Annotated in this window: 12 protein-coding genes; 4 read left to right on the top strand and 8 right to left on the bottom strand. The window is 62.6% G+C overall.

What is annotated here, in order from left to right:
* Window positions 1-534: 534 nt before the first annotated feature.
* From QM649_RS08200 to QM649_RS08190, 3 genes are all read right to left on the bottom strand, one after another.
* Window positions 535-735: an allantoinase gene (locus QM649_RS08200; protein ID WP_415198538.1), complete on the bottom strand. Its 201-nt coding sequence runs from the start codon at window positions 733-735 to the stop codon at window positions 535-537.
* 79 nt (window positions 736-814) lie between these two features.
* A complete protein-coding gene (gene trxB / locus QM649_RS08195) occupies window positions 815-1,750 on the bottom strand; it encodes a thioredoxin-disulfide reductase (protein ID WP_415198537.1) in 936 nt (311 codons plus the stop codon).
* 145 nt (window positions 1,751-1,895) lie between these two features.
* On the bottom strand, window positions 1,896-2,282 hold the full coding sequence (locus QM649_RS08190; RefSeq protein WP_415198536.1) for a DUF2809 domain-containing protein: 387 nt from the start codon (window positions 2,280-2,282) through the stop codon (window positions 1,896-1,898).
* Window positions 2,283-2,308: 26 nt separating this feature from the next.
* Between QM649_RS08190 and QM649_RS08185 the strand changes: the two genes are divergently transcribed.
* Complete coding sequence (locus QM649_RS08185) at window positions 2,309-2,680, top strand: hypothetical protein (RefSeq protein ID WP_415198535.1); 372 nt, start codon at window positions 2,309-2,311, stop codon at window positions 2,678-2,680.
* Between the two features lie 70 nt (window positions 2,681-2,750).
* On the opposite strand, the gene QM649_RS08180 is transcribed toward QM649_RS08185, so the two are convergent.
* Together QM649_RS08180 and tsaD are read right to left on the bottom strand one after the other, a co-directional pair.
* Window positions 2,751-3,302 carry an REP-associated tyrosine transposase gene (locus QM649_RS08180; RefSeq protein ID WP_415198534.1) on the bottom strand — a complete coding sequence of 184 codons (552 nt, stop codon included), beginning with the start codon at window positions 3,300-3,302 and terminating at the stop codon, window positions 2,751-2,753.
* 90 nt (window positions 3,303-3,392) lie between these two features.
* A complete protein-coding gene (gene tsaD, locus QM649_RS08175; protein WP_415198533.1) occupies window positions 3,393-4,661 on the bottom strand; it encodes a tRNA (adenosine(37)-N6)-threonylcarbamoyltransferase complex transferase subunit TsaD in 1,269 nt (422 codons plus the stop codon).
* Between the two features lie 274 nt (window positions 4,662-4,935).
* Here tsaD and QM649_RS08170 point away from each other — a divergent pair, with 274 nt between their 5' ends.
* Together QM649_RS08170 and QM649_RS08165 are read left to right on the top strand one after the other, a co-directional pair.
* A complete protein-coding gene (locus QM649_RS08170; RefSeq protein ID WP_415198532.1) occupies window positions 4,936-5,331 on the top strand; it encodes a hypothetical protein in 396 nt (131 codons plus the stop codon).
* Window positions 5,332-5,505: 174 nt separating this feature from the next.
* Entirely contained in the window at window positions 5,506-6,906 is a 1,401-nt protein-coding gene (locus tag QM649_RS08165) for a CCA tRNA nucleotidyltransferase (RefSeq protein ID WP_415198531.1), read from the top strand.
* Between the two features lie 228 nt (window positions 6,907-7,134).
* On the opposite strand, the gene QM649_RS08160 is transcribed toward QM649_RS08165, so the two are convergent.
* From QM649_RS08160 to QM649_RS08150, 3 genes are all read right to left on the bottom strand, one after another.
* Window positions 7,135-8,154 carry a family 43 glycosylhydrolase gene (locus QM649_RS08160; RefSeq protein ID WP_415198530.1) on the bottom strand — a complete coding sequence of 340 codons (1,020 nt, stop codon included), beginning with the start codon at window positions 8,152-8,154 and terminating at the stop codon, window positions 7,135-7,137.
* Window positions 8,155-8,275: 121 nt separating this feature from the next.
* Window positions 8,276-9,094, bottom strand: coding sequence for a hypothetical protein (locus QM649_RS08155; protein WP_415198529.1), 819 nt, complete (start codon window positions 9,092-9,094; stop codon window positions 8,276-8,278).
* A gap of 477 nt (window positions 9,095-9,571) precedes the next feature.
* Complete coding sequence (locus QM649_RS08150; protein WP_415198528.1) at window positions 9,572-10,186, bottom strand: superoxide dismutase; 615 nt, start codon at window positions 10,184-10,186, stop codon at window positions 9,572-9,574.
* 893 nt (window positions 10,187-11,079) lie between these two features.
* On the opposite strand from QM649_RS08150, the gene QM649_RS08145 reads away from it, so the two are divergent.
* Window positions 11,080-12,447, top strand: a complete 1,368-nt coding sequence (locus QM649_RS08145) for a glucoamylase family protein (protein ID WP_415198527.1) — start codon at window positions 11,080-11,082, stop codon at window positions 12,445-12,447.
* Window positions 12,448-12,823: the final 376 nt, after the last annotated feature.

Raw genomic sequence — 12,823 nt, 5'->3', positions numbered from 1 at the left:
GCGCCACGCGCGAATCGCCTTCGGCCACTGCGCCACGCGCGAATCGCCTTCGGCCTCCGCTCCCGTTGGTCGCGCCAGGGACTCTCGTCCGTTGGAAAGAACCGCAGGTTCCTCCACTGCGCGAGACGAAAAGACGTCTCGCTTCGGTCGGAATGACAAGGCGGGTGTGCGTACTTGGCGTGCTTTGCGTCTTTGCGCTGAAGAGCGATCGGCGGAGTGGTACGAACCCCTCTATGCTCTCCGTGTCCTTTGTGGTGAATGGGGTTATTTCTTTTCCCGAACAAGCGGAGCTTGGACGGGGCACCCTCATCCCCGCCGTTTGAGGAAGAACCGCAGGTTCCTCCACTGCGCGAGACGAAGTGCGTCTCGCTTCGGTCGGAATGACAGATTCATTGAGATTCGAGGGAGCCCACCCATGACCAACGGCGTGTCATGGGTGGGCTCCCGGCCTGATCGCGACCAGCGGGAGCGCGTGCCGAAGGCAATTCGCGCCACGCGCAGTGGGGGAAGGCAAGGGGCCTGGACGGCCAGTCCCTAGATTTCGGGGAAGAAGTCGAAGAAGGCGTCGATGCTCTGGCGGAGCTGGGCTTCGATCTGCTCACGGGTGCCTTCGAGCAGGTGCAGGGTGACGCCGGCCTGGTTGCCGTTCTGCAGATTGACGGTGCCTTCGCCGACGGTTTTGACCTCATCGGCCGGGAGCAGGCGCATGCCGTAGACGAGCGCGAGGTTAGCCATAATCGTTTCTCCTTTGCTTGCCAGTGAGAAGGGGCGGACAGCCTGAAAGCTGCCCGCCCCTCGGATTGTTTCCTGAGTTTTAGCGGCCGTGCTCTTCGAGATACTTCTCGACTTCGAGCGCAGCCATGCAGCCGGATCCGGCGGCGGTGATGGCCTGGCGGTAGCGGCGGTCCTGCACATCGCCGCAGGCGTAGACGCCGGGGACGCGGGTCATGACGTTGTCATGCGTGCGGACGTAGCCGTCGTCGTCGAGATCGATCTGCCCGGCGAACATCTTGGCGTTCGGCACGTGGCCGATGCCAAGAAAGAGGCCGCTGATGGGCAGCTCGGAGAGCTCACCGGTCAGGGTGTCGCGCAGTTTGAGGCCGCGGACTTCCTTCTCCTCGACGCCCAGAACTTCCTCGACCGCGGTGTTGGTGCGGAAGACGATATTCGGGTGGGCGATGGCGCGTTCGAGCATGATGCGCGAGGCGCGGAAATGTTCGCGGCGATGGAGCAGCGTGACCTTGGAGGCGAAGCGGGTCAGGAAGAGAGCCTCTTCCATGGCTGAGTCACCGCCGCCGACCACGGCGATCTCACGGCCGGAGAAGAAGAAGCCGTCGCAGGTGGCGCAGGAGCTGACACCGTGGCCGATGAGAGCCTGTTCGGACGGCAGACCGAGCCAGCGCGCCGAGGCGCCCGAGGCGATGATCAGCGTGCGGGTGTGGATGGTCTCCTTGCCCAGGTTCAGCGCGAAGGGGCGCTTGGACAGGTCCACGGACACCAGGTGGCCCATGCGGAACTCGGTGCCGAAGCGGGCGGCCTGCAGCTTCATGTTCTCCACGAGTTGCGGACCCTGGATGCCTTCCGGCCAGCCGGGAAAGTTCTCGACCAGCGTGGTGATGGAGAGCTGTCCGCCGGGCTCATGGCCTTCGAGGACGAGGGGCTTGAGGTTGGCACGAGCGGCGTAGATGGCGGCCGTGAGGCCGGAACAGCCGGAGCCGAGGATGACGGTATCGCGAATCTCAGAAGACATAGTCAGGGCTTTCCAGATTGTAACCGTCTGACTATGACAGTGGACTGTCATAGTCGAACAGTGAACGCCATAGTTTGATGAACCAGGACGTTCTACGATTCATGCCGTCCCGATGACACCCTTATCGGCCCAAAAGAAGTGATTTTCAGTGCGTTGGGCGGAGACGCGCATCGGCCATAGCTCCGGCGGCGATGGCGAGCCAGTAGACGGCGATGTCCCAGAGGGAGAAGAAGCGGCCGAGCAGCAGGATGCCGGGCAGGGTGTGGCGAAAGGCGTCGAGTCCGGGTGCGTGGTAGAGCTTGATGCATTCGACCGCCGTGGCAATGAGTCCGGCGAGCAGCGCGGTCCGGGGGATTGGCCAACTGGAGACGAGCGCCGAGACGATCCAGTAGACCATCAGCGCCCATAGCGCCGAGCCTCCGTACTTCACGAGGACGTAGGGGAGTCCGAGCGAGACGAAGCGGATCGCGAGGCCCGCGGCGATGGTGACCAGGATGAGGGTGAGTGTGAGTGCTAGGGGGCGAGGAGGCATTGGTGCAATAACGTTAGTATCTGAACATGGCGAATGAAGGAACAGTGCTGTATCGTCCCGTTGGTCAAAAAGAGTTGGATCTGATCGCAGAGTTAGATTTCAGGGCATTTCCGCCTCGTCTTGAGTGGCAGCCGATCTTCTATCCCGTGCTCAACGAAGAATACGCCAGCTTTATCGCACGCGAGTGGAACACCAAGGACGAGGCTTCCGGCTATGTGGGTTATGTTCTTCGCTTCTCAGTGCAGTCGGAGTACTTGTCGAGCTTCGAGGTGCAGAAGGTCGGTTCAGCAACCGCCCTTGAATATTGGATTCCCGCCGAGCAATTAGACGAGTTCAATCGCAAGATTATCGGGAAGATCGAGATTATCTCGGAGTACAGACCGACGTCTGTCTCGTGATTTGCTTGCTGGCGTGGGTACCTGAAACAAACCTCTTTGAGGGTTTGGCGTGCTTGGACGGGTGGCCCATTCAAGCCCTCTTTTGGCTTGAGTGGGGCGGCGTGACTGCCGGACAGAGTACTTCCGCAGCTCTTTCCCGTTTTCTTGCCGTCCATGCCGATTCGATCTCGACTCTTCCATCGATGCCCGTAGCGTAATGCCGGAAGCTGCTCCACGGCCAATCGTCGGGCCGTTCGCACAGTCCGCGCCTCACCGGATTGCGATGGATATATCGCAGCTTTTCGAGGAATTGCGCCTCATTGCGCACGTTGAAGTCGTAGTAGAGCTTTTGCCAGAAGTGCTCTGCCTCGCCGATTCGTCTCCGCGCCACACCTTGCTTGAGCGACTTGAGTGCATCGGCCAACGTGCCTGTACCGGGCTCGCTCAGCAGCAGATGGACGTGCTCGGGCATGACGACGTATCCATACACGGAAAGATCGAAGCGGATTCGGATGCGCTCGAGCGCGCTCTCGAACGTACTTGCGGCCTCTTCACTTGCAAGCAAGACTCGGCGCTGATAACAGCAAAACGTCACGAAGTGACTTTGACCGGAGGCCTGAAAGCGAACGAGCCGCGATGGCATCGCTCCAGCTTAGGAGGCTGGTCCGCCCCACTCAAGCCAAAAGAGGGCTTGAATGGGCCACCCGGATTTCATTTTGGGTTAGAAGCTGCCTTATCTCCCCAGCGCCAGACCCGGGTCGGCGGATAACGTCTCCGGCGCGAAGTCGCGGCTTAGGAACTTGGGCCACGCGGCGGCGGCGATCATTGCTGCGTTGTCGGTGGAGAGTGCGAGCGAGGGGAAGGCGATGTATAGGTCGCGGTCGGCGGCCTCGGCGGTGAAGCGGACGCGCAGCTCGCGGTTGGCGGCGACGCCTCCTGAGACCAGCAGCGTGGTCGCGCCGAGCGCCTCGGCGGTGCGGAAGGTTTTGCGGCGGAGGTCGTCGACGACGGCACGCTGGAAGCTCGCAATCAAATCCAAGGTCGGCTGGTCGCAGACCGCCAGCACCTCGGCCAGCGCGGTCGAGGGCTTCGCGTCGGGCATCGTGGCCAGCACGGCGCGACGATGCTCGATGGATGCCTGCATCTCGTGGACCTGCGTATAGCGGAGCACCGCAGTCTTGATGCCGCTGAAGGAAAACAACGTGTCTGGTATTTCGTGCTGAAGATCATCGCCGGAAGCGAAGGCTGTGCTGCCTTCGGAGAGATGTTCATCCTGCTCCTGCGTGGCCATGTACGAGGTGATGCCCTTGCGGCCTCCGCGATGGGCCTTGGCCTTGATGTTCGAGATAGCAAACGGCACGGCGTGCGGGTTGCCGTGCGCGGCCAGCGCGTCGATCCACGGGCCGCCGGGGTAGCCGAGGCCGAGCAGCTTGGCCACCTTGTCATAGGCCTCGCCGGCGGCGTCGTCGAGCGTGCGGCCCACGTTGCGGTAGCTCCAGCTTTCGCCCGTGTGGCGGGCGAGATAGAGATGGGTGTGTCCGCCGGAGACGACCAGCGCGAGCACGGGACCATCAGGCAGTTCGCGGTCTTCGGCCTCGGCCAGCTGCGCCTGCTCGAGCAGGACAGCATGGATGTGGCCTTCGAGATGATTGATGGCGATGAGCGGCTTGCCGAGCGCGAAGGCCAGCGCCTTGGCGTAGCTGATGCCCACCATGAGCGCTCCGGCGAGGCCGGGGCCGGAGGTGACGGCGATGGCATCGATCGAGGAGAGCGCGAGGCCGGCCTGTTCGACCGCCGCTCGAACCACCGGCACGATATTGCGCAGATGCTCGCGCGAGGCCAGCTCCGGCACCACGCCGCCGTAGGGCGAGTGGGTGGCGATCTGCGAGGCGACGACGTTCGAGCGAATGGCCGAGCCGCGCTCGACGATGGCGGCGGCGGTCTCGTCGCATGAGCTTTCGATGCCGAGGATAAGGCCGGTGGGCAGGGTCGCGAGGGTCACCGCTCTATGTTAGCTGCTTCGCGCGGCACGCCTTCGGCACGCGCTCCCGCTGGTCGCGAGCTTGGATGGGTAGGGTGCCCGACGTCTCGCATTTAAGACGTGGGATGGCACGATCCCCGACGGTGGGGATGATTTCAAGCCGATTCAACGGAGATAAGAACGATCGATTCGCTTTCGGCACACACTCTCACCGAGTTGCCGATACGGGATTTCACCGGTGCTTTTCTCTGTTCCGGCATCGAGGCAGGAAGTGTCCCGGACGTAGGATTTGTGCGTGCGATTCCGTGCCTTCCTCCTGCCCGTCTTTGTCTGCCTCTGTGCCATGCCCGCTCGGGCGCAGGAGTTCTCCGTGCGCGCGGTGGACGCGAGCAGTGGGAAGCCTCTGAAGGGCATGCGGATCGCTGTGCGTTATGACTGCGGCAGTCCGGGGCCGGTGTGGAATCTGCAGATGCGATGCCGGCTGATGCAGCGCAAGACAGGAGCGGACGGCGTGGCGCATTTCCCGGAGGCGGGCTCGCTGCGCGCCATCGACAGCATCTACCCGGAGCCCCGCGCCTATGAGGTGGTCTGCTGCGAGATCGCGAAACCGGTCATCCCGGGCTCGGCAACCATCACATTCCGGCACAAATCCCTGGGCGAGAGGCTGGAGCAGCTTTTCGGGATCGAATAGACCTGCCATCGGCACGCGCTCCCGCTGGTCGCGGTTTTGAGGTCCGCGTTTAGGGGGAAACCGCAGGTCCCTCCACGACGCTTCGCTCCGGTCGGGATGACATGGCTTGGGGGTATGGGCGGAGAATAGGAACAGGGCTGCGCAGTGCGCTGCTTCTTCGGGTGAGGTGTGGGGATGGGGCAGCAGGGAAGCGCAGGGCAAAGTCATGCTGCGCAGCAAATCGCAACAGGGGTCGTCTCGCGCTTAAGAGCAAACGGTTTTGAGGCGTTCTTCGTAGGCGGATGCGTGCGCGATCTTCTGCTGGGGCGCGAACCTTCGGATTTCGATGTGGCCACCAATGCGCGTCCGGATGTGGTGATGCGAATCTTTCTGAAGACCTTTGCCGTGGGCGCGCACTTCGGCGTTGTGCTGGTTGCCAATGAAGTCGACGGCGAGCAGATCGTCACCGAGGTGGCGACCTGGCGCAGCGATGGCGCGTATTCGGATGGGCGACGACCGGACTCGGTGCGCTTCTCGGATTCTGCGGAAGAAGATGTCGTCCGGCGCGACTTCACCATCAATGGCATGCTGCTCGATCCGCAGGTGCTTGCGGAGACGGGGGATGTCGCAGGCGCGGTTACGGACTTTGTCGGCGGTCGCGCCGATCTCGAAGCCGGGCTGGTGCGGGCCATCGGCGATCCGTATGTGCGCTTTGAGGAAGACAAGCTGCGCATGCTGCGGGCGGTACGCTTCGCGGCGCGATTCGGGTTCGCCATCGAAACGAAAACAGCGGCGGCGATCCGGGCTCTGGCTTCGAAGATCGAGCAGGTGAGCCGCGAGCGGGTGCGTGACGAGCTGACACGCATGCTGACCGAGGGTCATGCGCGGCGGGCCTTCGAGCTGCTGGATGCGACGGGGCTGTTGCGCGAGGTGCTGCCCGAGATCGACCGCCTGCACGGGGTCGCCCAGCCGCCCGAGTATCACCCCGAGGGCGACGTGTGGGTGCACACCATGATGTTGCTCGAACAGTTGCCGGAGAGCGCATCGCCGACGCTGGCATGGGGCGCGCTGCTGCATGACGTGGGCAAACCCGCGACCTTTACGCCTGCGCCCGCCGACGGGACTGGAAGAATTCGCTTCAACGGGCACGTTGAGGTGGGAGTGAAGATTGCCGAGGATATCTGCCGACGTCTGCGCTTCTCGAATGACGACGCAGCGCAGGTTTCGTTGCTGGTCGAGAACCACATGCGCTTCGGCGACGTGAGGAAGATGAAGGAGTCGACGCTGAAGCGCTTCTTCCGGCTGCACGATTTTCCCGAGCATCTGGCGCTGCACAAGATGGACGCGAGCGCGAGCATCGGCGACCTGACGCTGTGGAATTACGCAAAAGAGAAGTACGAGGCGCTCTCGCACGAGGAGGTGCGGCCAGAGCCGCTGATCACGGGGCGGGATCTGATCGTGGCGGGGTACAAGCCGGGGCCGAAGTTTCGCGAACTGCTGGCCATCGCCGAAGACGCGCAGCTCGAAGGGCGGGTGCGCACGAAGGATGAGGCGATGGCGCTGGTGACAGCGCTCAGCGCTCGGATAAAAGCTTAAAAATATCTGTCATTCCGACCGAAGCGAACCGGAGGCGAGCGCAGTGGAGGAACCTGCGGTGAGGCTGCTCGCATTGGAAATTCCTCAATCTGACGGGCAAAGAACCGCAGGTTCCTCCACTGCGCGAGACAGAACTGCCGTTTCGCTCCGGCCGGAATGACAGCTTCTGCTGATAGAGGACAGTCTTCTAGGAACATTCTGTCTGAATGCTCTGTGCTCGGGATAGGACTACGGCTGGTTCGCGATCTTCGTCTCGCCGGTGTGGGTGTCGATCGACCAGGGGCGCAGCTCGGGCAGGGACATGTGGCCGTCGCCGATCTCGAGCGGCATCCAGATATAGCGGGAGTCGGGCAGGGTCTTCGGCTCCCAGCGATCGCCGATGTAAATCACCGAGGTGGTCTTTGAGCCGGTGACCTTGAGCAGGAAGGCGGACTGCGAGTCATAGGTGTTGGTCGCAGGCGGCGCGATGTTTTCGAAGGCGGTCCAGGGGCCGGCAAGCGTGGGCGCGGTGGCGTAGACGTTGGGGTTGGGCTTCCAGCCGGACATGTGCGAGCCGAGCACATAGTAGAGGCCGTTGAGGTGGACCAGCGCTCCACCTTCGAGCGGCGCGTGCACGAAGCTGGTCGATGTCTTGACGTCAAGGTAATCGTCGGAGAGCTGCGCGATATAGAAGCCGCCGGTGGGGCGCGACTCGAAGATGAGATAGGCCGAGCCGTCGTCGTCGACAAACTGGCCGATGTCACGGCTCTCCTGGTTGAGCGGGCGGAAGCTGCGCACGTAGGTGTAAGGGCCGGTGACGCGCTTGCTAGTAGCGACGGCGACGCGCGCCATGTCATAGCCGTGGCCGTGCCCACCGGGGCCGGGCCCGTCGAGATGCACATACATCACGTAAGTCTTCGTCTTCGCGTTGTAGAAGACCTTTGGCCGCTCGAGGATGATCCAGTCGCCAAGCTCGGCGGTGGGCTTGAGTTGGAAGACCTGCCCGCGATACTGCCAGTGCGCGAGATCGCGCGAGGCATAGCAGGCCACATAGCGCGTATTGGGATCGTTCGTGGGCGTGCGGTCTTCGCCGAACCAGTAGAAGAGCTTGCCCACGCGGATGACTCCGCCGCCATGCGCCTGGATGGGTACGCCGCGGTTATCGAGCCAGACGTCTCCGGGATGGATGAGGCTGGCAGGCTTCTGGGCGTGGAGAGTGAGACTTAGGCAGAGAACAACAGCGGCCAGGAGCAGGCGGTAGGGGCGCATCGGGGCCTCGGGAGTGGAGTCTGCGCAAGTATAACCACGCGAGGCATTTTTACTGCTTCCCACGTCTCAAGGGCGAGACGTGGGGCACCCGATTACACCCTATTCCCTACACCCTGCATTCTTACTGCTGCTGGGGTTGCGGGTAGGCCTGCTGCTGCTGGGGATACTGACCCTGCTGCTGGCCCTGCTGATCCTGTGCGGATGGGGCGGTGCCGCGGGGCAGATTCGGCTTGGGGCGGTCGATCAGTTTGAAGCCGTCACGGACGACGTAGAAGTTCTGCTCGGGCAGGTCGGCTTCGAGGAGATCGCCGTCGCGGCCGTAGAAGAGCTCCACCGAGACCGGGTTCTGCTCGCCGACGACGACGGTCGCGTGCTGGACGTCGACCTGATTGCCGCCGAGGCGGCCGCGGACGCTGGGGTCAGGGGTGATTTCGGTCGGGACGAGGAGGCCTTCCTGCTTGGGGATCAGCACCCACGAGGTCTGCGGCTTCTGGATCACGATCTGGGTGAGCAGCGTGTAGGCGGCCGGGTCGAGGTCGGCGAGCAGGACGAGGTGCTGGTGGCGGTCGACGGTGTTCTGGGTGTTCTTACCCTCGGCGCCGATGGCGAGCTGAAACTCACGGCCGGTCGAATCCGTGCGGACACCGAAGGTCACCGGCTTGCCGTTCACGTTGGCCGAGATCTGGCTGCTGACCAGGTTCAGTCCCTTGTCGACGTGTTGGGTCTGATTGAACGAGTAGTTGAACTTGGACAGGCTGAGCTTGCCCTGCGAGGTGAGGGTATAGCCGACGCCGGTGGGCTGGACGGTGCGGTCGGCCACGCCGACGGTCTTGTCGCCCTGGTAAAGGATGAAGTGCGCGGAGCCGGAGGGCAGCGATTGGGCCATGGCAGCCGCAGGAAGGGCAAGTACAGACAGCAGAAGAGCGTTCAGCAGGCGCATGATCGGTTCCTTTCCTAGTGGAGACGCGAAGTCTCCTGCACTTGGATAGAACCCGGGTTCGCCAAAAAAGTTGGACTGCCGTCCAGGCCTTTCGCCTTCGGCCTCCGCTCCCGTTGGTCGCGATTGGGGGGCCATATCTCAGGAGCGGGACATGGGGCACCCGGCGGGGTGAAGTCGCGCGATAAGAGAACCGCAGGTCCCTCCACTGTGCTCGCCTTTGGCTCGCTTCGGTCGGGATGACAGGCTTCTTTGAAAATCGTGCCAAATACAGGCAGTCAGAAGATGTATCGACACTCCTTGGTGCTGCCATGCGCGAACAGCCCCGCAGCTTTGAGGCTGCGGGGCTGTTCGTTTTCGTTTTCCGTCAAGATTCCAGTGAGACCCACCCATGACGAACGGCAAGCCATGGGTGGGGCACCCTGTTTGTCGCGACCAGCGGGAGCGGAGGCCGAAGGCGATCCGCCCTGCGCGCAGCAGCTAGGCCTTCTTGGCGGTGTCGAAGCGCTTGTTGATCTCGTCCCAGTTGACGACGTTCCACCAGGCGGCGAGGTAATCGGGGCGCTTGTTCTGGTACTTGAGGTAGTAGGCGTGCTCCCAGACGTCGTTGCCGAGGATGGGGAACTTGCCGTGGAGCAGCGGGCTGTCCTGGTTGGGGGTGGTGAGGATGGCGAGCTTGCCGCCGTCCCAGATCAGAAAGCCCCAGCCGGAGCCGAACTGCTTGGCGGTAGTCTCGTTGAACTGCTTCTTGAAGGCTTCGAAGGAGCCGAAGTCCTTGGTGATCTGTTCGGCGATGGCGCCGGTGGGCTCGCCGCCGCCATTCGGCTTCATGATCTGCCAGAAGAAGGTGTGATTCACGTGGCCGCCGGCGTTGTTGCGGACGACGGTGCGAATGTCCTCGGGGATGCTGTTGAGGTTCTTGAGCAGGTCCTCGGGGGTGTGCTTGGCCAGGTCGGGATGCTTCTCGATGGCGCCATTCAGATTGTTGACGTAAGTCTGATGGTGCTTGTCGTGGTGCAGCTTCATGGTCGCTTCGTCGATGTGGGGCTCAAGGGCGGCGTAGTCGTAAGGAAGGGGGGCAAGTTCGTAGGCCACTGCGATATCTCCTTGATTCAGTTAGCGATGTTGCGGTTGAGAATACCTGGGACGCTGGGGCTCGCATGAGCCGGCGATAGCTGCGTCCTCGATCATAATGGATGCGGAATATGAGGAAAGGGTGTAGGAACTGCTTCGCGCAGGGCGATTCGCCACTTCGCGTGGGGCGATTCGCCTTCGGCACGCGCTCCCGCTGGTCGCGGAGCTGGAGTTCTTCGTTCGGCCTGGAACGGATGGTGTACGGGTATTCGTGTTCCCACGTCTGAGAGTCCAGATGTGGACACCCTGGGCTTTTCTTCTTTTGCGTCTCTGTCATTCCGACCGGAGCGGCGGCAGGCCGCGGAGTGGAGGAACCTACGGTTCTTCGCTGGTCGGGGAAATTGTGGGTGGTTTTACTTTCCCACCCAAGCGGAGCCTGGATGGGGCACCCGTATTGTCGCTAATGAAGCGAAACGCAGGTTCCTCCACTTCGCTTCGCTCCGGTCGGAATGACAAATCTGTTGTTTGAGCCCTGAGCCCTGATTGCGGGGCAGTTTCAGCGCACGCGCTCCGCCCGGTATGCTGGTGAGTAAGAGAAGTGCAGGCCCCTCCGATGTGCTCACTGTGTTCGCTCCGGTCGGGATGACATGGAAAGGAAACCGCTCCCCCGCGGAAGAACAGCACGGTGATCGATGGTCCGTAGCCAGAGCTGCGGTCTGTACGACACAACCTTCGCGGCGGGATGGCGTCTCAACAGGCATGCTCGCCAGAAGCTGGAAAGATGAGTGCGTGGGATTGGACGGATGCCGGACCGTCGTTTTCTGGGTGAAGTGCATCTCTTTAAGAACACGACTGCTTTGACTCAAAAAGAATTAACTCGGAGACAGCTCCTGCGTAAGGCCGGGGCATCGGGCGTGTTCGCTCTTGGCGCACCGGCAGCGCTGGCGGCAGGCTTTCAGAACCAGACTCAGGCGCCGCCTGTGAAGCCAGGACAGGAGCCGAAGACCGAGCAGCAGGCCGCGCAGCAGTACAAGCCGACGCTCGGCAACTTCATCAACCGGCCTCTGACCCAGGTGTCGAGCGCCGCCGACCAGCTGCTGGACGACCTCGAAGGCCGGGCCTGCGACTTTTTTTACCAGGAAGCGAGCCCGAATACCGGCCTGGTGCGCGATCGCGCGACGGCGGTGGGCCAGTCGCTGAGCCGGGTAGCGAGCATCGCGGCCACGGGCTTCGGGTTGAGCGCGATGTGCATCGCGGCGAAGCGAAACTATCTCTCCCCTGCGCTCTGCGAGGCGCGCGTCGAGAAGACGCTGGCCTTCCTGCTTGAGGAGTGCCCGCACGAGCACGGCTTCCTCTACCACTTCATCGACATGGAGAGCGGGCAGCGTATGTTCGGCTCCGAGCTCTCGTCGATCGACACCGCGCTGCTGCTGAGTGGGGTACTGCTGGCGCGGCAGTATTTTGCGCACAATGAGCGGATTTCGGCTCTGGCGACCACGTTCTATCGCCGCGTGGACTGGCAGTGGATGCTCAACGGCGGCACCACGCTCTCGATGGGCTGGCTGCCGGACCAGGGCTTCCTGCAGCATCGCTGGGACATTTATTCCGAGCTGATGACGATGTACCTGATGGCGATCGGCTCGCCGACGCACCCGATCCCCGCCGATACATGGAACGCGCTGCAGCGGCCGGTGGTGAACTTCGGCGGCATCCAGTACATCAGCGGTGTGGCTCCCCTGTTTATCCACCAGTACGCGCATGCCTGGTGCGATTACCGCGGAGTGCGCGACCTGCACACGAACTACTTCAGCAACTCGATCGCGGCGACGCGCGCGCACCAGGTGTGGTGCATGGTGCTGGGGCAGAAGTTCAACTGGATCGACCAGGACCTGTGGGGGATTTCGGCCTCGGATTCGCGCACCGGCTACCGGGTGTGGGGTGGTCCTCCGGCGATGGGCGATCCGGACGGCACGGTGGTGCCCTGCGCGCCCGCCGGGTCGCTGCCGTTTCTGCCGGCCGAGTGCTCGCACGTGCTGCTGAATATCAAGGACAAGTATCCGAAGGCATGGACGCGCTACGGCTTCGTGGACGCGTTCAATCCCAAGGCGAACTGGTATGCGACGGACATTCTCGGCATCGACCAGGGGATCAGCCTGATCATGGCGGAGAACGTGCGCACGGGCTTCTGCTGGGAGTGGTTCATGAAGAACGCCGAGATCGTCCACGCGATGAATGAAGTGCAGTTCCATCCGGACCCTGAGGCGAATTCGCAGATTTTGTGAAGTAGCTTCTAGCCGCTGGCTTTGAGCTTCTAGCTGCTGGGGCGGCTGATCGCTGGACGTGGGGCGGATCGCCTTGGGCACACGCTCCCGTTGGTTGCGATCTGGGTTTGTGTGAGACCCACCCATGACGAACATCTGTCATGGGTGGGGCACCCGATTCTGTGCGGTGGAGACGAAAAGGGGTGCCCCATCCAAGCTCCGCTTGGGTGGGAGGTACGGACTCCCTCCCCTCTTCCCAGGCACCTCTCTGGATACCTCTGCAGAACGCTTTGCGGCCTTGGCGTCTTGGCGGGAACGGGATGTTCGCGGCGGTACACCCTCTCTGTGATGAGAGGTCTTTGTCCCCCCTCCCAGCAACATCGGCTTGAGTGGGCCA

Origin of the sequence: Silvibacterium sp. (assembly GCF_047605705.1) — a bacterium.
In the GTDB taxonomy this organism is placed as follows: Bacteria; Acidobacteriota; Terriglobia; order Terriglobales; family Acidobacteriaceae; genus Silvibacterium.
The sequence above is the reverse complement of the archived record's forward strand: the minus strand, read 5'-3'. Positions and strand labels throughout refer to the sequence as shown.

Bases quoted from the DNA above. Each gene is read 5' to 3' on its own strand.
- QM649_RS08190 (WP_415198536.1), bottom strand. From the start codon at position 2,282: ATGCCTCCTCGCCCCCTAGCACTCACACTCACCCTCATCCTGGTCACC.
- QM649_RS08165 (WP_415198531.1), top strand. From the start codon at position 5,506: ATGGGGCAGCAGGGAAGCGCAGGGCAAAGTCATGCTGCGCAGCAAATC.
- QM649_RS08200 (WP_415198538.1), bottom strand. From the start codon at position 735: ATGGCTAACCTCGCGCTCGTCTACGGCATGCGCCTGCTCCCGGCCGAT.
- QM649_RS08160 (WP_415198530.1), bottom strand. From the start codon at position 8,154: ATGCGCCCCTACCGCCTGCTCCTGGCCGCTGTTGTTCTCTGCCTAAGT.
- QM649_RS08185 (WP_415198535.1), top strand. From the start codon at position 2,309: ATGGCGAATGAAGGAACAGTGCTGTATCGTCCCGTTGGTCAAAAAGAG.
- QM649_RS08155 (WP_415198529.1), bottom strand. From the start codon at position 9,094: ATGCGCCTGCTGAACGCTCTTCTGCTGTCTGTACTTGCCCTTCCTGCG.
- trxB (WP_415198537.1), bottom strand. From the start codon at position 1,750: ATGTCTTCTGAGATTCGCGATACCGTCATCCTCGGCTCCGGCTGTTCC.
- QM649_RS08180 (WP_415198534.1), bottom strand. From the start codon at position 3,302: ATGCCATCGCGGCTCGTTCGCTTTCAGGCCTCCGGTCAAAGTCACTTC.